We start from the raw sequence: 18447 nt of genomic DNA, 5'->3' as shown, positions 1-18447 counted from the left end.
TGGGCCTTGGCCCAACATGGAGTTGGCACCCAGGCTAATTCCATTTAATTTTGACGTATGCCGGTTTTAGAAGTGATACCCAATGTATGTCGTCCCCGCACAGGCGCGGGCTTACAATTAACCTTAAGTCTTGCTTGATTTTCCACACAGCCTACATACCGATCTTTGTCCGCGGACATCATAGATGGCCAGGGGGGCAAGAAAAACTTAACCCTGTTTATTACCTGTAAAATTAAAAAATCGCTCAAAAAAAAGCCACGCAATTGCGTGGCTTTTCGATAGTCCATACAGACTTATTTATTGGAAACCACCAAAGGCTCATCCATCGTCCATACCAGCTGAGCACCGATCAGATCAGCAGTACCCTTGGCCGTAGCATTGATGTTGTAAGTACTGGTGCTGGTTCCTTGCAGTTCTGTTTTATTGACAGGTTCAGAACCGGCAGAGAACAGGTGAGTGTAACCCAGATCCATGCCAATGTTAGGACGCGCCTGATAATGCGCACCAATTGACAGAGCCCAGCGATCGTTATCTGCGATACGGATATCACGGTTAGCATCGTTGGTTGGAGTCTGGTCGTAACCGCCACCGGCACGCAGCATGAACTTGTCATTCACCTTGTAGTTACCGCCGACAGCAAAACGCCATACGTTTTTGTAATCCTGTGTAGAAGAGGAATTCAAAACCGCAGGGTTGAACTGTACGCTGGCAGGGAAATTAGGACCAGCAGCAGAAGCAGCTGCAACATTATTCAGCTGAATCGTTTTGAGGCAGCTCCATCCTGTGTAAACAACAGAACCCAGCAGCGCAAAGCTGTCGTTGACATCGTGGTAACCACTCAGAGTAACGATATCTGGGAATTCGATGCTGTTACTGCTCAGGCTGTTGCTCCATGTTTTGGCATTAGGATCAGCGGCGTTAACAGACAGTGGGTTAATAATAACCAGACCAGGATTTGACAGCTTACCAGTCAGCTGGCTCCAGCCGTGGAATTTCTGTTTCATTTTGGACTGATAGTTCAAACCGATACGTGTGTGATTGTCATTGAACATGGTCAACACACCAGCATGGAAACCAACGCCCCATGAATTACCGATGTTGTAGGAATAGGAATCCACAGCCGAAGGTGCCAGGCCAATCAAAGGCATAATGGTTGGCAGACCGAGCATACGGTTAAATTTTACACGGGCATACTGAATATCCAGACCAGCACCCAGAGCAAAATGCTCAGACAGGCGACCGCCAATCTGAGGCGAAATGTTAGTTGTCAGCAACTCACTGTAGGTCGCAGCATAACGCACAGGGCCATTTCTGTCCCAGTCGGTAGACAAGCCAAATGGAGACGTCACACTCAGACCAACAGTAGCGTTCTCACCAATTGGTTTGGCGTAATGGAATGCGGGAACAAAGGCGCTGCGTGCACCATCCAGATCAGTGTAGGACTGCACAAAGGCAGGAGGAGCTGGCAGAGGTGGGTTGGCAGGTGTTGTAAACGTGCTGGTTCCTGTGAGTTTTGAGCTGGGGAATACACCGGCGCCGCTCATCACAGCCTGCTGACTGTTAATCAGGGCCAGACCAGCCGGGTTGTACCAGCCAATTGACGCATCAGAAGCTTCTGCGGCAATACCGGCAGCGTAGTTACCCAAAGCAACGGCACTGGTCTCTGTGTAAAGAGAAAAACTGCCTGCCTGCGCAGCACTGGCAGCGAGTACAGCGATAACCGCCGCACTGATCCTTGTTACCACTGGTTTTTGTACACTCTTCACTCATTACTCCTTAAACATTAAATGGCCCATACGGCACGAATGCATTTCAACAAATAACCAAAGCGAATCAAACAGATTATTTATTGAAACAAGACTCCCAAATCAAAAACGATAATAAATGAATTAAATCATTTTTCAAACAATTCTTTAAAAAAATACTGAATAAAATCATTGCGTAGCAATAAAAAAATCAATGTGAATATATTGCGTGCATCAGCAGGCTGTGCTTTGTCGATAATAATCCTGGCTACTTGTCAAGAGAAACAACTCCGTGCTAATGTGTCCTTTTTTTGTGCGGACAATTGATATGCAGCAGATAGTGACAAAATTCGGTGGTACCAGTGTTTCTTCTCTCCAGACCTGGGAAAATATTGCTAAAATTACTCGCCAGCACATTGATAAGGGTCTGCAACCCATCATTGTCTGTTCTGCACTGACACAAATCTCCAATAAGCTGGAGCAGGCGGCCGAAGCAGCCATGCTGAACCAGCACCAGGCCGTCCAGAACGAAATTTCACAAGGCTATTTTCATCTGGCAGAGTCCCTTGCTGTACCATTTGACCTGATCGCAGAAGACCTGGCTCACCTCAATCAATGGTTAACCGGGATCGCCCTGCTGAAAGAAGCACCGGCCAAGACTCGGGCACAGATTCTCAGTCTGGGTGAGTTAATGATGACCCGCCTTGGACATGCCTTTCTGGTCAATCAGGGTATCGACTGTCACTGGTTTGATGTGCGCGAAGCCCTGGTTTCAACCCCGGTTCCGGGTGGCGATGCCATTAATTTCCTCTCCGCGCGCTGCACCAGTGAAACCGATGTGGCCTTAAAGAACCAATTGCTCAATACTGGCGCTCAGGCCATTATTACTCAGGGATTTTTTGCCAGAAATCCCCAGGGTGATACTGTGCTGCTGGGTCGTGGCGGCTCGGACACCACCGCCGGACTGCTGGCCGCGAAGCTCCATGCCGTTCGTTGCGAAATCTGGACAGACGTACCGGGAATTTACACAGCGAATCCGCACCAGATGCCGCATGCCCGTCTGCTGAAACAGCTCAACTACGACGAGGCTCAGGAAATTGCATCCATGGGAGCCAAGGTACTGCATCCTAACTGCATACCGCCTGTCCGCAGCGCCGGTATTCCCATGGATGTAAAATTTACCCGCATGCCCGAACATTCCGGTACGCGCATTTCCAAGGAAAGCGACGAGCTGGCGCCCCCCATCAAATCGATCCAGGTGAAGCACAGCATTATTCTGATTTCCATCGACACCCTGAACATGTGGCACCAGGTCGGCTTTCTGGCCGATGTATTTGCGGTATTCAAAACCCATGGATTTTCTGTCGACCTGCTGTCTTCCTCGGAATTTAACGTGACCCTGTCGCTGGACAGTAACGCGAAGCTGCATGATCGTTCGGCACTGGATGCCCTGCTTGCCGATCTAAACACCTTTGGACGCGCCAAACTCATAGAACCCTGCAGTGCCGTCAGCCTCGTTGGTCACCATATCCGCACTGTATTGCCACAGCTTGGCCCAACGCTTGAGGTATTCGAGGCGAAACAGGTTTATCTGATGTCGCTGGCCTCTAACGACCTGAATCTGACCTTCGTGGTTCATGAGTCACATGCTGAAAAACTCTGTCAGCAACTGCATACGCTGCTCATAGAAAACAGCCCCCAGAGTTTTTACTACTCCAAAAGCTGGCACGAGGAATTTGGTAACCCGGCTCAGCGTGCCACGCCCTGGTGGGTGCTGAAACGAAACCACCTGCTCGACATGGCGGCCACTCAGTCGCCCTGCTACGTATACGATAAGGAGACGCAGGAGCAGCGCGCCGACGATCTGCTGGGTCTGAAAGCCATCGACAAACTGTTTTATGCCATCAAAGCCAATGCCAATCCCGGTGTGTTAAAGAATCTGTACGCCAAAGGCATCGGTTTCGAGTGCGTATCTATCGACGAATTGCAGCATGTAATGGCCTTATTTCCTGACATCGATCGCAAAAAAATTCTGTTTACACCCAATTTTGCACCCAAAAGCGAATATGAGTCTGCTCTGGCGCTCGACTGCTACATCACGATAGACAATATCTATCCCCTGCAGCACTGGCCAGAGTTATTTAAAAACAAAGAGATTCTGTTGCGTATCGACCCTGGCAGCGGTGCCGGTCATCACAAATTCGTGTGCACGGCAGGAAACGAATCCAAATTCGGCATTGTTCAGGCTGATCTGGAAGAAACTGCGCGGCTGATAAGACAACATAAGATTCAGGTCATTGGTCTGCATGCTCATTCCGGCAGCGGTATTTTAACCACCGAATTATGGCAGAACACCGCTCAAATGCTGACGATGCTGCTGTCTCATTTTCCAAATGTCCGCATTATTAATCTGGGCGGGGGGCTTGGTATCGTGGAAAAACCAGGACAGCAGCCCCTGGATCTGGCTGTGCTGGATGCCTCTCTGCTGGCGGTTAAATCCCGTTTCCCCGATCTGGCTTTCTGGCTGGAACCTGGCCGTTATTTCGTTGCCGACAGCGGCGTCATTCTCGCCAAAGTAACCCAGTGCAAGGAAAAAGGCCGTGTCCGTTTTGTCGGCATAGAAACAGGCATGAACTCGCTGATGCGCCCGGCTCTGTATGGCGCCTGGCATGAGATTGTGAACCTGACCAGCCTGAACGAAGAAAAAACCGGATTTGCTCACATTGTTGGCCCCATTTGCGAATCGGCAGATACTCTTGGCTACGACCGTCTCCTGCCTGATACTGTTGAGGGCGATGTGATGCTGATAGCCAATACCGGCGCCTATGGCTACTGCATGAGCTCGCATTATAATCTGCGCCCACCGGCACAGGAAATTGTACTGGAGTAATCTGTGCTTAAGGACAGCGCTCAGCGCCAGCAGGCCACGGATCCGTATGGCTCATACATTGTACAGGCCCCTGCAGGATCCGGTAAAACCGAGCTGTTAACCCAGCGCTATCTCCGCCTGCTGGGTAAAGTCAGCGCTCCCGAGCAGATTGTTGCCCTGACGTTTACACGCAAGGCAGCCAGCGAAATGCGCGAACGCATTCTGGCTGCCCTCAATCACGCCAGTAAAGAGCTTCCAGTGCACTCGGAACATCAAAAACTCACGAACGAGTATGCCGGACTTGCCTTGCAGAATGCCAGCGAACAGGGCTGGCAACTGCTCAATCAGCCCAGTCGCCTGAAAATCATCACTATCGATTCGCTGTGCCAGAGTCTGACCCAGGCTGTCCCCTTGCCGGAACAACAGACACCCTATGCGCAAATCACCGAATCCGCCCAGTCCCTTTATGAAAGCGCCGTGCGGGCCTGTCTGACTGATGCCCTTCAACAGCCCCCCCTGCAGCAACCCGTGCAGGACCTCCTGCAGCATCTGGACAATCGCCAGGACAAACTGCTGGATCTGCTGACGCAGCTTCTGGCTTCCCGTGAACAATGGCTGGCGCCGGTTTTCATGGCACGCAGTCAAAGCAGGGAGCGCTGCGAACAGGCGCTGGCAGCTATTGAAAAACACGAACTGCAACGCTTTATCGACAGCGTGCCCCTCAATTGCCGCGACGAGCTGCACAGCCTGAGTACTCAGATAGCCAGCATTGAAAACAACCCGGCTTCGGAACGCTACGCGCTGACCAGCTGGCCGGTCTTTGATGATCTGGATCGTAATATCGCCGCAGGTCTCGCGGCTCTGCTGTTGACGAAAGACGACAGGCTGCGCAAGGGCGCTGACCATCACGTTGGCCTGAAACGCGGTGCCTGCGCCGATGATCTCTACGATCGTCTCAAGGCTTCCAGCAAGGCCTTGTTCCAGACGCTCAGTGAGCAAAGCGATTTTCTCAATGCCCTCATCCGCGTTAAGAAGCTGCCTGCCCCTCATTACGATGACCAGCAGTGGGCTGTTTTGCAGGCCCTGATGAGCCTGCTGCCTATGCTTGCCGCTCATCTGCAGCTTATTTTCCGGGAGCGCAACGAAGTGGATTTTTCCGCCATTTCCCAGCAGGCACTTCTGGCTCTGGGGCAGGACGAGGCACCCACGGATTTGACTCTGCACATGGACAACAGCATTCATCATCTGTTGGTCGATGAGTTTCAGGATACCTCCATTCAGCAGTTTCAGCTGTTGGAAAAGCTCGTGCAGGGCTGGCTGCCCGGCGATGGAAAAACGCTGTTTGTCGTGGGTGATCCGATGCAGTCCATTTATCGCTTTCGTCAGGCCGAGGTGGGCCTGTTCCTGAAAGCGCGGCTGGAAGGCATAGGTCCGGTCAGCCTGACTTCACTGGAACTCTGCTGTAATTTTCGTTCGACTGAAACGCTGGTTAACTGGGTCAACAGGCAGTTTAAAGCCATATTTCCCCAGCAGGATGACATGGAGTCAGGTGCCATTTCCTATCATGCGTCGGTAGCCATTAAGGCGGCCAGCGAAGGATGCGCTGTTCATGCCCTGCAATACGCCAGCAAGGTTGAAGAAGCAGAAGCCATTGCCGATATCGTATCACGTGAACTCGATGCGGATCCTGAGCAGAGCATTGCCATACTGGTTCGCTCACGCTCCAGCCTGTCTCAACTGATACCTGTCTTGCGTGCCAGAGGCATTCCCTTTCAGGGAGTGGAAATTGAAAAGCTGTCCAGTCTTGCGCATTTGCGCGATGTGTACTCGCTCACCATGGCTCTGCTGATGCCGGCCAGCCGACTGCACTGGCTCGCTCTGCTGCGCAGCCCCTGGTGCGGCCTTGGCCTGGCCGATCTGCATGCGCTGGCCGCCTGGAATCGCCGGCAGTCGATGTACCAGACGCTGGCTCAGCTGGATCAGATTGGCAATCTGAGTGACGAAGGACGGCAACGCGCGCAATACGTGTTTCAGGTGATGAGCGCAGCGCTGGCCAGTCGATATCAACAGGGTTTGACGGAATGGATTGTCCAGGTCATCAAAAACCTGCATGGCGACTATATTCTCAACGAATCCCGACTGACAGATTTAGAGCAGTTCTGGCTGCTGCTGTCTCGCTACAGTCCTAACGGCCAGCTTGAAAATCCTGAGCAGTTTGCAGAGGAATTTCAGCAGCTCTACTCGCAACGCATCACCCCATCCCGTCTGCAAATCATGACGATTCACAAATCGAAAGGCCTGGAGTTTGACTGCGTCATTTTACCGGGGCTGGGCAACCGGCCTACGAGGCAGGACAAACCGCTGCTGCGCTGGCTCGATTTACCCACAAAAGAGGCGGATGAGCTGATTCTGCTCTCCCCTGTGCAGGCTGCTCACGAAAAAGAATCACTGCTGTATGATTATCTTGGCCGACTTGCTGCCGACAAGGAGGCCTATGAGCAACAGCGGCTGTTATACGTAGCGGTCACACGCGCCAAACGAAGCCTGTATCTGGTGGACTGCCATGAAAAAGCATTAAAAGGTACTTTTCGCGCGCTGTTACAGCAGCTGAGTTTTGACGGACAGGCCGGCACTGATGAGCGGGAAGAAATCCTCAGCACCCGGCTGCCCCTCATGGAACGCCTGCCCATACGTTTTTACATGCGGGAATCACAACATCAAACGCCTCCCGGTGAGCGGATTCCTCCAGAGCGGGTGTTGCCAGCGAACGATAACAGCCGGCAAAGCGGGATCGTGGCGCATGAGTTATTGCAGTGGATATGCGACAGGCATCCGGCATCCATCAACGATCTTCCCTGGAACATGGTTGCCAGTCGTTTTCGCAGCATGGGATTTACGGCGCAGGAACAAGAACAGGCCATGACGCTGCTGAACGAGCAGATTCAGGCTCTGTTCAACGATCCCATTGGACAGTGGCTGTGTCAGCATCACGATAAGGAGCAAAACGAATACGCCCTGCTGGTCAGAGAAAACAATCAGGTGCAGACACGGATCATCGATCGCACGTTCTACGATAACGGCCAGCGCTGGATCATTGATTTTAAAACCGGAACAGACCATCAGACCGCCCAGACAGAGCATCGTCAGCAGGTAGAGCAATACGCCAGATTACTGCAATCGCCAAACGAAGCCCCCATTCGCTGCGGTCTGTTTTATCTGAGTAACCAGCATTGGGTACACTGGACGCATGCTTACTCAGAACCGGGCGATTTAAACGGATAGGTTGCTTAAGCCACATCAATTCGCTAAAGTAAAGCGTCATCAACTACATAAGAGTCAGGTCAACCATGAGTACACTGATTATTTGCCTGTTTATCGCCACCCTGCTGCCTTACCTGGCCAGAGTGCCTGTGGCCTTGGCAATGAATAAAGCCCCTGGCGGTTATAACAACGACTGCCCCAGAGAACAACAAGCCTCCCTTAAGGGTTTTGGTGCGAGAGCCATCGCTGCTCATCAAAACAGCTTTGAAGCCTTACTGGTTTTCTCAACCGCCGCCCTTACGGCAATCGCCTCCAATCATGTCACGCCGATGGTCCAGTATCTGGCTATTGTTTTTATCATTTCACGGCTGGTTTACCACGCTCTGTATCTGATGAACATGGCCTCTCTGCGCTCCCTGGTATGGTTTATCGGGCTCGTCTGCAGCCTGACGATTCTGGGCTCCTGTATCTAAGATACACTCTGCTGCTCCTCGTGTACGCGGGGAGCACACAGTCTGACTGATCGCATATTGCTGTAACCTTCAACCTGGCTTTTACATGAATACAACTGAAGCACTCCTGGAATTGACAACCGATCCATTCATGGATCAAACCATTAAACAGATGGGCATGCAGACCCGAATCGAATCCACAGATAACACCTTAAATATTCACCTGCATGCCGGATTTCCCTGTCAGCCCTTAAACAACAGCCTGCTGCCGGCCATAGACGCCAGTCTGCAGACGGCTCATCCGGGCAAGACTGTCAGCACTCATCTGGATTTCTTTATTCGCGCCCACAAAACCCAGTTAAGCGGTAAAGGTCTGCGCGGCGTTAAAAACACTATTGCCATTGCCTCCGGCAAGGGTGGTGTCGGTAAATCCACGGTCACGGTCAACCTGGCCACGGCTCTGGCCCGTGCCGGCGCGAGAGTTGGGATTCTGGATGCAGATATCTACGGCCCCAGCATTCCACTGATGATGGGCGCTCACGAAGCGGTGCAGCTCAAAGACGATCGCTACATTCCGGTCATGGTTCACGGCGTTCAGGCCATGTCGATAGGGTATCTGACCGATCCTGATCAGGCTCTGATCTGGCGTGGCCCCATGCTGGCAAAATCACTGTTACAGATGCTGGACATCACACTATGGGATGATCTGGATTACCTTTTTATCGATCTGCCGCCCGGAACCGGCGATATCCAGCTCAGTCTGGTACAAAAAATTCCTCTGACGGCCGCAGTTGTCGTGACCACACCCCAGAACGTGGCCACACTGGACGCTCAAAAAGCCATCAAAATGTTTGAGAGAACGGGCATAGATGTGCTCGGCGTGGTAGAAAACATGTCGTCTCATATCTGCAGCCAGTGCGGCCATGAAGAGACCCTGTTTGGAACCGGCGGTGGCCAGGCACTGAGCGACGCCTTCAAAGTTCCCCTGCTGGGCCAGCTACCCCTGGACAGCCGTATCCGAAGCCAGTGCGACAGCGGAACACCAACGGCGGTTCTGGCAGAACCGGATCTCGGCGGTCATTTCATGAAAACGGCATTACGACTCGCGATCGCGCTGTCTAAAAAACCGCTGAATTACGCCAATAAATTCCCACCGGTTGTGGTGGAATAAATTACAGCGGCCCGTTTTTTCATGTTAGACTATAAACCATATCAACCTGCAACCCATAGTGAGCCATGTCAGAAAACTACACTGCTGAAGCGATTGAAGTACTTAACGGCCTGGAGCCGGTGCAGCGACGCCCCGGTATGTACACCGATACTACGCGCCCCAACCACCTGGTTCAGGAAGTGGTCGATAACAGTGTTGACGAGGTTATTGCCGGCCATGCCAGCAAAATCATCGTAACGCTGCACGAAGACGGTTCGGTAGAGGTAGAAGACAACGGTCGTGGCATGCCGGTTGATCTGCACCCACAACTGGGATTAAGCGGTGTTGAAGTCATCATGACCAAACTGCATGCCGGCGGTAAATTCTCGGATAAAAACTATAGCTTTTCCGGCGGTCTGCATGGCGTGGGCGTGTCGGTGGTGAATGCCCTGTCTGAACGCGTAGACGTTACCATTAAGCGAAACGGCATCATATATCACATGGCCTTTGCCAACGGCGATAAAATAGAGGAACTGAACGAAACAGGGCTCGTCAAAAAGCGCGATACCGGAACCATCATTCGCTTCTGGCCCAACAACAGATATTTCGACTCACCCAGGGTTTCGGTCAGGCAGTTAACTCACGTACTCCGTGCCAAGGCCGTGCTTTGCCCCGGTCTATCCATGACCTTTATTAACAGACAGACCCAGGAACAGACACACTGGTGTTTTGAAGAGGGTCTGAGCGACTACCTGCGTCAGTCGCTGCCAGCCGATTACCTGCCGGAAGAGCCCTTCTCCGGCGAATTCAGCAGCGAAGAGGCCACGGTGGACTGGGCTCTGGCCTGGACCGCCTCCATGCCTACAGCACTGAACGAGAGTTACGTTAACCTGATTCCAACCGCTCAGGGCGGTACGCACGTCAACGGACTGCGCGCGGGGCTTTTTGACGCGATGTCCGCTTTTTGCGATCTGAGAAATCTTCTGCCCCGGGGCGTTAAGCTCGTCGCTGATGATCTTTGGGAACCCTGCCGCTACGTGCTGTCGGTCAAAATGAAAGAGCCACAGTTTGCCGGTCAGACAAAAGAACGGCTCAGCTCAAGGCAAACCGCCTTGTTTGTCAGCAACGTGATCAAAGATGCGTTTGCCCTGTGGCTCAACCAGCACCGCAGCCAGGGTGAATTAATTGCAGCCTTTGCCATTGAACGCGCCCAGAAACGTCTGCGTCAGGCCAAACAGGTGGCACGTAAACGCGTCAGCCAGGGGCCGGCGCTGCCAGGAAAGCTGGCTGACTGTCTGCAACAGGATCTGAGCCAGGCTGAATTATTCCTGGTCGAGGGGGACTCTGCGGGCGGTTCGGCCAAACAGGCACGTAACAAGGATTATCAGGCTATTCTACCCTTGCGTGGAAAAATTCTTAACACCTGGGAGGTAGATTCCTCACAGGTGCTTGGCTCACAGGAAATACATGATATTTCCGTTGCCATCGGCGTGGATCCAGGCGTAGAAGATTTATCCGGCCTGCGCTACGGTAAAATATGTATCCTGGCGGACGCGGACTCTGACGGCGCACACATTGCGACCCTGATCTGCGCTCTGTTTCTGCGTCACTTCAAGCCATTGGTTGAAGCAGGTCACGTCTTCGTAGCCATGCCGCCTCTGTATCGAATTGACGCTGGCAAGGCCGTGCATTATGCGCTGGACGATGAAGAAAAACAGGACATCATTGCCCAGTTGACTAAATCGAACAAAGGTAAAATCAATGTTCAACGCTTCAAAGGTCTCGGCGAGATGAACCCGCTGCAGCTTCGGGAAACCACGATGGATCCGAATACGCGCCGTCTGATTCAGCTCACCCTGGGCTCCCTGCCGGAAACCATGGCCATGATGGACATGATGCTGGCTAAAAAGCGCGCCACAGACCGAAAATCATGGCTGGAAACCAAGGGAAATCTGGCTGACGTATGATGAAATAGTATGGAGAAACTCAAGTGCAGAATACAGGATGTTTGGGTTCAATTTTACTTGTTCTGACGCTCATGCCTTCAGCGTCCATCGCCTGCCAGGCAAGCCGGGACATGCCTTGTGTGGTCAAGGACAGCAGCAAAATCAAACCAGTCAGCAGTCTCAGAGACACCCGCATGATCGAAAGCGCCTATCAGGGCAATACCCGTGGCGTGAGCAGCCTGCGTGCTTCGGCCAGCTCCGAGCCCGGCGAAGCGGGATGGCAGGTGGTTGCAGACTATATTCAGGCTCGCACCAGCCATACCCCAGAGCAGGTGTTGGTCCTGGATTTACGGCAGGAAAATCACGGTTACCTGAATGGCAAGGCCATTACTCTATGCGATAAACATAACTGGTTAAATCTGGGTCTCAGTCTCAAGGAGATCATGCAGTCAGAACAAAACTGGCTGAATACGCTCTCTTCTCAGGAACAAATTGACAACGTGTTAAGCCCTCATCAGTTCCGGCTTGAAGATTTTAACAGCGGTAAATCCATCCCTGTAAAATCGGTCATAAGCGAAGCGGATCTGCTGCGCCAATGGCGCTTTCATTACCTGCGCCTGCCGGTCAGTGATCACCGGGCGGCTGAAGATTCGATCGTGGATCAATTCGTCACCCTCATCGACAGCCTGCCGGATAACATGTGGCTGCATATTCACTGTCGTGGCGGCAAGGGACGTACAACGGCCTTTCTGGCGATGTATGATATGCTGAAAAATGCCGACAAGGCATCGTTTGAAGACATTATTCAGAGGCAGGCTGCAATTTACCCCTGGTATGATTTGAGTCAGGTAGATCGTGGCGATCCGGAAGTCTCCTTCTGGTACCGCCAGCGATATCAGTTTCTGAGCCGGTTCTACACCTACGCCAGAGACCGTTTAGCCGGCTACCGCGGCCATTGGTCGGAGTGGACGTATGCTCACTAAGGGCGCGCAGGATTGTCTGTTGAATGAGAATGCGGCCCCCGGACCTCGACTGTGCCTATTTGCACTTTCTTTCCGTTGATAATCGTCATCAAAGGCGATTCTCCATACATGCATGGATCCGCGTCTATAACACGGCTGTTATCAGGATCTGAATTTGTCTCGTTTTTATCTCCATCCGCTAAGGCCCTCAAAGACTGGTTATACGAAGGTGAGTCTGTTCTTAAAGCGGGCTGATGATTGTTCTCATGAGTACTCGCGTCGGACGAAGTCTCCAGGCTACTGCCTTGCGGCGCCATGGCAGAACGCGGACCGCGGGAAAACTTTTTTTCGATCTGGTCGATTGCTACCACTGCAAGGCAGGTGCCCATGGTAATCAGGCCGCCAGTTAAGGCACCGACCACTGTTCCCACGCCAGGAACAACAGAGCCAATCACAGCTCCGGCAACTATCCCCAGGCCCCAGGAACTCAGTGTAATACCCATCACGGCTGGTAGTTTCGAACCTGATCCTGTCGGCTTGAAATATCGCCCAAAGCTAAACCCTAGTATCGATGAAAAGACGCCCAAAACAAAACCATAAGCCGCACCAATCCCTGTTCCTATGCCGGGAAGAATCACAGTCCCTATCATGGCCCCCACCACAGTGGTTGCTCCAGTACTCAGAAACATGGAGAGCATCTCAATTTTTTTCCGCCTTTTCAGGTTATCATTATGAAGGGTTTTAACTTCTCTATCGTTTGAATTACGTGGCATAGTTAGCTCCTGATTATCAACGTATTGAACTGCAATAATACAACAGTATTTTTTTCAATGTACTTATCATTGAAAGCTTATGGATTTAAGTCCTGGTGACGCAGAAAGCGGTGGTGCATCACCTCGTTTCATTCTAAAGCGGGTTAAAGTCCGTTTGGTCACTGCCAACCGGAAGTATCCCTCTGATATCGCCAGTGATATCAGTTCCCGGGCAGGCTCTACCACTTTGCCAGAGATCGTCTGTCTGGCATAGCGGCAGCTGATCAGAGTGGAAATACGCTCAATTAATACCCAAACGGCTGTCTTCTGAAGAAGAGTAGTCAACCGGGAAATGATCGGGCAGTTGCGCATCTCTTGAGCTGGTAAGAACCGGGCTATAACTGTAGCTGCTGGCAGGATCATTTCGCACGACCTGGTTTTTGTCGTTTACATCACGCTTCATCGGCTGAAGCTCAACGGCACTGTCACTGTATTGTGACGCCATGACATGAGCCGGAGCTGGAAAAAAACGTTTGCGGATGGCTGCAATCAATGCCGACGCGACCAGGGAGGCAGCGAACGATATCAGACCGCCAACAACAGCCCCGAGGACCATGCCAAAGCCTGGAATAACTGAGCCAATTAATCCCCCGACAAGCACACCCAGACCCCAGGAACCAAGCCAGGTGCCCGCTACAGCCATCTCTCGTGAACTCGATCCTTTCGGTGCAAAATAGCGCCCAAGGGAAACCCCCAGCAGCGACGCACTAAAACCAAAACCAGCGCCAACTCCAGCTCCAATCGCAGTTCCTATACCAGGAAAAACAAAAGTACCCAGCAAAGCGCCAATTCCAGCGCCAATTCCAGTACTCAGCAGCATGGAACTCAGCTCGATTTTACCCCGGTTTCGATTAAAAAAGGCCCGAATCCCTTTCTCGTTTGAATAACGTGGCATGTAAAACTCCATTGATGAACAGATTGGGCTGCAATAATACAGTAGAATGTTTTTTTTTACAATGTTTTGTTTATTGGCAAAAACAGGCCTGAAGCGGATATTAAGGAGTAGGCTGGGCCTTGGCCCAGCAAAGAATATCTCACCAGATCCATTGTTGGGCCAAGGCCCAGCCTACGGCATATCAGGATTGGTGCTCGTGCTCCCTACTGAGGCAATTGCTCCTGCGCCTTCGCTATCGCCTTACGTAACGCCTTTGCCTCATCTGACTGCGCGGGGACCAATGCTAATATCTGCCGCCAATACGTAATTGCCTGCTCATACTGTTTCTGCTCATACGCATCCATGGCCAGCATAGACAGGGCGTCTGGCTGGTCAGGATGTTTTTTTAAAATGGCGTTTAAACGATATCTGATGTCGTCGTTGTACTGCTGCGAATTCAATTGCCACAGGGTTTCAACATAGCCTAAGGCTGCTGCGACATTTTCCGCATCCAGCTGCAGAGATTTAGCATAAGCGTCGCGGGCAGGCTGCCATTGTTTCTGCCCACTGTACAATCGACCCAGTAAATACCAGCCCCGTGCGCTGGCCGGAGAATCATCAAGGCGCGCCCGAAGTCTGTCGATCAGCTCCTGCGGCGATGAAACCGTAGCCAGCATCGCTTTGGCCTCCTGCTGCCTTAACATCGCATGTTCGTGTTCAAGCCAGTCAGTCCAGCCGCCCCACATATAATAAGCAGGCAGAGTAAACACCACTAATGCGAGCAGACTGGCAGGCAATGAACGCCGAAGCCCATGCCGCAACGGATAGACCGCAATGGCCAGAGCCAGCAGAAGCAGCACAACAAAACACAGAATAAGGAGCCAGACCATCATGATGCACGCCGCCTGAAATTAACATGCCAAAAAAGGAGCAGTCCCAGCAATAAAAACAAGGCCGGGCCATACCACAATAAAGCGGTTATGCCCTTAACAGGGGGATTAAACAAAATGAAATCGCCATAACGAGTTGTCAGATAACGGATAATGTCGCTGTCGCTTTCACCGTCCCTGACCATTTGATACACCTGATCACGTAAATCCCTGGCCAGGCTGGCGTTTGAATCGGCCAAATCCTGGTTCTGACAGACCAGACAACGCAGTTCTTTCAGTAAATGCTGAAACTGAGCCTCCTTTTTGGCGTTTTCCAGCGGATAGAAACTGTTGGCCATCAGCGCCTGCGCCAGACCAAAACAAAGAAAAAACAGACAGATACGCTTCATGACTCACCTCGCAGCTGATGAATACGCGGCAGAAAATCACGCTTCCAGCTGGCTTCATCCAGCACCCCTACATGGCGGAAACGAATCACCCCCTGAGCATCCACCAAAAAGGTTTCCGGCGCACCATACACGCCCAGATCAATGGCCACTTTACCCGCTGTATCACTGCCGATACGTCGATAAGGATTGCCCCACTCGCGCAGCCACGCTTTGGCCTCTTCCGGCCTGTCTTTATAATTCAGACCATATAAAGGAACACCCTGCGCCGCCAGCTTCATTAAAAAAACCTGCTCGTCAACGCATGCCGCACACCAGCTGGCCCAGACATTCAACAGCGAGACCTGCCCACGCAGGCTGGCGGGAGTAAAGCTTTGATTGACATCTGCCAGTGAAGGCAGACGAAAATCCGGCAGGCTTTGTCCCAATTGTACCGAAGGCAGTTTTCTGGGATCCAGAGACAGCCCCCGCCAAAAGAAAAAAACCAGCGCACTGAATATCAAAAACGGTAAAAGCCGCCATAATCTGCCTGTTTTCACTCAAGTTCTCCGCGCGTAACGTCGATCAGTCAGGGCCAGAAAGCCACCCAGCAAAATCATAAACCCACCCGCCCAGATCCAGCGCACAAAAGGTTTATAATACAGGCGTACCGCCCAGGCCGACTGCTCCAGCGGCTCGCCGAGCGCGATATATATGTCGCGAAACGGGCTGACATCAATTGCCGAATCCGTCATGGCCATCTGTGCCACTTCGTACAGGCGCTTTTCAGGATAGATTCTATGCTCACTGGATCCGTTCGAAATCAGCATTTCAGCCTGAGTGCCATGATAATTGGGTCCCCGCAAAGGATTTTCACGAATAAACGTAACACGCCAGCCAGCCAGAGTCGTGCTTTCGCCCGGAGCCAGCCTGACGTCATCCTGTATCCCATAAGCCGTTGAAACAGCAACCCCGATAACCGTCACCGCCACACCACAATGAGCAATGATCATTCCCAGAAAGGCCTGCCCAAGCCCTGATAAACCCCGCTGTCTCAGACGTAAATACACCAGCAGCAGGGTACCCGCGATTACCCAGGTCGCCAGGATCATACCGAGCAGGGCCCAGAGCTTCACCTCGTGCGTGAATACCAGCAGGAGAAGCCAGGGTAAAAACAGGCTGACAAGCAGAACAGGCAGCAAGCGCAGAATGGTGGAATGCCCGTCACTGCGCTGCCAGTTTAAATTCACCCCTATTCCCATCAAAATCAGCAGAGGAATCATCAAGGGTACAAAAACCGCGTTAAAATATGGCGCGCCAACCGACAGCTTACCCAGCCCAAGACCATCGATAAGCAGGGGATACACCGTCCCCATCAACACCGTCAGCATCATCACCACAAGAAATACGTTATTCAGTAACAAGGCGTTTTCCCGTGAGAGAAAGGTCGGGCGTGGCGCCAGATCATCCGGCGAATTAAGATGCTGCGCGCGCAGGGCAAACTGCAGCAGCGAACCGCCAATCACCAGCAGAAGAAAGCATAAAATATAAATACCGCGCTGTGGATCGACCGCAAACGCATGCACTGAGGTCAACACACCGGAGCGCACAAGAAACGTACCGACCAGGCTCAGAGAAAAGGCGGTGATCGCGAGCAGCATCGTCCAGGCCATAAATTGCTTACGCTTTTCTGTAACAGCAAGGGAATGCAGTAAGGCCGTGCCCACCAGCCAGGGCATAAAAGACGCGTTCTCAACCGGATCCCAAAACCACCAGCCACCCCAGCCCAGCTCACGATAGGCCCACCAGCTCCCAAGGGTGATACCCGCGGTCAGGCAGCACCAGGCAGCCAGAGTCCAGGGACGGGTCCATTTCGTCCAGGCCGACTCAAGCTGCCCCATCCATAAAGCGGAAATCGCAAAGGCAAAGGCCACTGAAAATCCAACATAGCCCATGTAGAGCATGGGTGGATGAAATAAAAAACCAGGATCCTGCAACAGAGGATTCAAGTCCCGCCCCAACGTATCCAGCTGCTGGAACTGACGTAGAAAAGGATTGGACGTAGAGAGCAGAAACAACAAAAACCCAATGCTCAGCGCCCCCAGAACAATGAGAACGCGAACACGAAAGAGCGGATTAAGATTCCTGCTGAACAGGCTCACCGCCAGCATCCACAGACTCAGAATGGCAACCCAAAGCAACATCGAGCCTTCATGCCCACCCCACACCGCGCATAGCTTATAAAACCAGGGCAGGCTGACGCTGGAGTTGCTGAGTACGTAAATAACACTGAAATCATCAGTGAGAAAGCACAGAGTCAGACACAGCCATGCGATTGCCACGAAGACAAACTGCCCCAACACATAAACCGGTGCCGCGGCAATCCAGGCAGCCTTGTTCTTTTTCAGTCCGATACAAGGTACAACAACCAGCAGACAGGAAAAAAACAACGCCAGTATCAGCGCAAATAAGCCAGCCTCTGCGATCATGCCTTACCCCCATTACTGCTTTCTTTGCCTTTTTTTAAGGCATCACGCACTTCGGGCGGCATGTAACTGGCATCGTGTTTGGCCAGTACTTCTGTGGCATTAAAATGCTGATTGTCCACAACCTCACCCATGGCAACGATGCCCTGCCCCTCTCGAAACAAATCAGGCAGAATGCCGTGATACCGTACGATAACGGTTTTATTAAAATCGCCAAGGGCAAACTCCACCGTCAAGTCCTTGCCTGATCGTTTGACACTGCCCTTGACTACCATGCCACCAAGACGGATCTGACGTTTACCGGACACCTCGCCGGCAGCAATCTGAGTGGGGGTATAAAACAGGCTGATGTTTTGTCTGAGCGCATATAAGACAAGGCTGGTTGCAAGCGTCAGCACCGATGCAATAAATACAAGGAGCAGCAGTTTGCGTTTTCGTACTGGATTCATCTCTGGTCTGTCCCCCGGACTCGCTCATTCGCCTGTACCCATTGCCGTAACTGACGCAGGGTTTTTCTGCGTTGACGCCGTATGCCACACAAATTGAGCAGCAACACCACGCACACCAGGGCATAAGTCGGCCAGATATAGGCCGAATACCCCCCCATACTTAACCAGGCTGAAAACTGATTCATT

Annotated in this window: 15 protein-coding genes; 6 read left to right on the top strand and 9 right to left on the bottom strand. The window is 52.1% G+C overall.

The genetic code is table 11. The features are described from left to right. Positions 1-293: 293 nt before the first annotated feature. A complete protein-coding gene (locus ACQUTA_RS10595; protein ID WP_444988222.1) occupies positions 294-1766 on the bottom strand; it encodes an OmpP1/FadL family transporter in 1473 nt (490 codons plus the stop codon). A 307-nt stretch (positions 1767-2073) separates the two neighbouring features. Between ACQUTA_RS10595 and ACQUTA_RS10590 the strand changes: the two genes are divergently transcribed. From ACQUTA_RS10590 to ACQUTA_RS10565, 6 genes are all read left to right on the top strand, one after another. Then, positions 2074-4635 carry a bifunctional aspartate kinase/diaminopimelate decarboxylase gene (locus ACQUTA_RS10590; RefSeq protein ID WP_444988221.1) on the top strand — a complete coding sequence of 854 codons (2562 nt, stop codon included), beginning with the start codon at positions 2074-2076 and terminating at the stop codon, positions 4633-4635. Between the two features lie 3 nt (positions 4636-4638). After that, positions 4639-7896, top strand: coding sequence for a UvrD-helicase domain-containing protein (locus ACQUTA_RS10585; RefSeq protein ID WP_444988220.1), 3258 nt, complete (start codon positions 4639-4641; stop codon positions 7894-7896). Positions 7897-7961: 65 nt separating this feature from the next. Continuing rightward, a complete protein-coding gene (locus tag ACQUTA_RS10580) occupies positions 7962-8348 on the top strand; it encodes an MAPEG family protein (protein ID WP_444988219.1) in 387 nt (128 codons plus the stop codon). An 85-nt stretch (positions 8349-8433) separates the two neighbouring features. Then, positions 8434-9498 (top strand): iron-sulfur cluster carrier protein ApbC, encoded by a 1065-nt coding sequence (apbC, locus tag ACQUTA_RS10575; protein ID WP_444988218.1) that lies wholly within the window; start codon positions 8434-8436, stop codon positions 9496-9498. A 65-nt stretch (positions 9499-9563) separates the two neighbouring features. Then, entirely contained in the window at positions 9564-11444 is a 1881-nt protein-coding gene (gene parE, locus ACQUTA_RS10570) for a DNA topoisomerase IV subunit B (protein WP_444988217.1), read from the top strand. 41 nt (positions 11445-11485) lie between these two features. Continuing rightward, on the top strand, positions 11486-12406 hold the full coding sequence (locus tag ACQUTA_RS10565) for a phosphatase domain-containing protein (protein ID WP_444988216.1): 921 nt from the start codon (positions 11486-11488) through the stop codon (positions 12404-12406). Here ACQUTA_RS10565 and ACQUTA_RS10560 read toward each other — a convergent pair. From ACQUTA_RS10560 to ccmD, 8 genes are all read right to left on the bottom strand, one after another. Beyond that, positions 12403-13158, bottom strand: a complete 756-nt coding sequence (locus ACQUTA_RS10560) for a hypothetical protein (protein WP_444988215.1) — start codon at positions 13156-13158, stop codon at positions 12403-12405. The genes ACQUTA_RS10565 and ACQUTA_RS10560 overlap by 4 nt on opposite strands. 280 nt (positions 13159-13438) lie before the next feature. Then, complete coding sequence (locus ACQUTA_RS10555; protein ID WP_444988214.1) at positions 13439-14092, bottom strand: hypothetical protein; 654 nt, start codon at positions 14090-14092, stop codon at positions 13439-13441. A gap of 203 nt (positions 14093-14295) precedes the next feature. Further along, on the bottom strand, positions 14296-14964 hold the full coding sequence (locus tag ACQUTA_RS10550; protein ID WP_444988213.1) for a tetratricopeptide repeat protein: 669 nt from the start codon (positions 14962-14964) through the stop codon (positions 14296-14298). Then, a complete protein-coding gene (locus ACQUTA_RS10545) occupies positions 14961-15350 on the bottom strand; it encodes a cytochrome c-type biogenesis protein (protein ID WP_444988212.1) in 390 nt (129 codons plus the stop codon). The genes ACQUTA_RS10550 and ACQUTA_RS10545 overlap by 4 nt, the downstream gene beginning before the upstream one ends. Further along, positions 15347-15886, bottom strand: coding sequence for a DsbE family thiol:disulfide interchange protein (locus ACQUTA_RS10540; RefSeq protein WP_444988211.1), 540 nt, complete (start codon positions 15884-15886; stop codon positions 15347-15349). Before ACQUTA_RS10540 ends, ACQUTA_RS10545 begins: the two co-directional genes overlap by 4 nt. Next, positions 15887-17815, bottom strand: a complete 1929-nt coding sequence (locus ACQUTA_RS10535; RefSeq protein WP_444988210.1) for a heme lyase CcmF/NrfE family subunit — start codon at positions 17813-17815, stop codon at positions 15887-15889. It lies immediately after the preceding gene. Beyond that, the gene (gene ccmE / locus ACQUTA_RS10530) at positions 17812-18261 is read right to left on the bottom strand and encodes a cytochrome c maturation protein CcmE (protein WP_444988209.1); all 450 of its coding nucleotides are present in this window, start codon (positions 18259-18261) and stop codon (positions 17812-17814) included. The genes ACQUTA_RS10535 and ccmE overlap by 4 nt, the downstream gene beginning before the upstream one ends. After that, on the bottom strand, positions 18258-18446 hold the full coding sequence (gene ccmD / locus ACQUTA_RS10525; RefSeq protein WP_444988208.1) for a heme exporter protein CcmD: 189 nt from the start codon (positions 18444-18446) through the stop codon (positions 18258-18260). Before ccmD ends, ccmE begins: the two co-directional genes overlap by 4 nt. Position 18447 lies beyond the last annotated feature (1 nt).

Source organism: Legionella navarrensis, assembly GCF_052527415.1.
Note: the sequence above shows the minus strand (reverse complement) of the source record. Positions and strands in the feature narration are given on the sequence as shown.

Bases quoted from the DNA above. Each gene is read 5' to 3' on its own strand.
- ACQUTA_RS10590 (WP_444988221.1), top strand. From the start codon at position 2,074: ATGCAGCAGATAGTGACAAAATTCGGTGGTACCAGTGTTTCTTCTCTC.
- ACQUTA_RS10580 (WP_444988219.1), top strand. From the start codon at position 7,962: ATGAGTACACTGATTATTTGCCTGTTTATCGCCACCCTGCTGCCTTAC.
- apbC (WP_444988218.1), top strand. From the start codon at position 8,434: ATGAATACAACTGAAGCACTCCTGGAATTGACAACCGATCCATTCATG.
- parE (WP_444988217.1), top strand. From the start codon at position 9,564: ATGTCAGAAAACTACACTGCTGAAGCGATTGAAGTACTTAACGGCCTG.
- ACQUTA_RS10560 (WP_444988215.1), bottom strand. From the start codon at position 13,158: ATGCCACGTAATTCAAACGATAGAGAAGTTAAAACCCTTCATAATGAT.
- ACQUTA_RS10555 (WP_444988214.1), bottom strand. From the start codon at position 14,092: ATGCCACGTTATTCAAACGAGAAAGGGATTCGGGCCTTTTTTAATCGA.
- ACQUTA_RS10550 (WP_444988213.1), bottom strand. From the start codon at position 14,964: ATGATGGTCTGGCTCCTTATTCTGTGTTTTGTTGTGCTGCTTCTGCTG.
- ACQUTA_RS10545 (WP_444988212.1), bottom strand. From the start codon at position 15,350: ATGAAGCGTATCTGTCTGTTTTTTCTTTGTTTTGGTCTGGCGCAGGCG.
- ACQUTA_RS10535 (WP_444988210.1), bottom strand. From the start codon at position 17,815: ATGATCGCAGAGGCTGGCTTATTTGCGCTGATACTGGCGTTGTTTTTT.
- ccmE (WP_444988209.1), bottom strand. From the start codon at position 18,261: ATGAATCCAGTACGAAAACGCAAACTGCTGCTCCTTGTATTTATTGCA.
- ccmD (WP_444988208.1), bottom strand. From the start codon at position 18,446: ATGAATCAGTTTTCAGCCTGGTTAAGTATGGGGGGGTATTCGGCCTAT.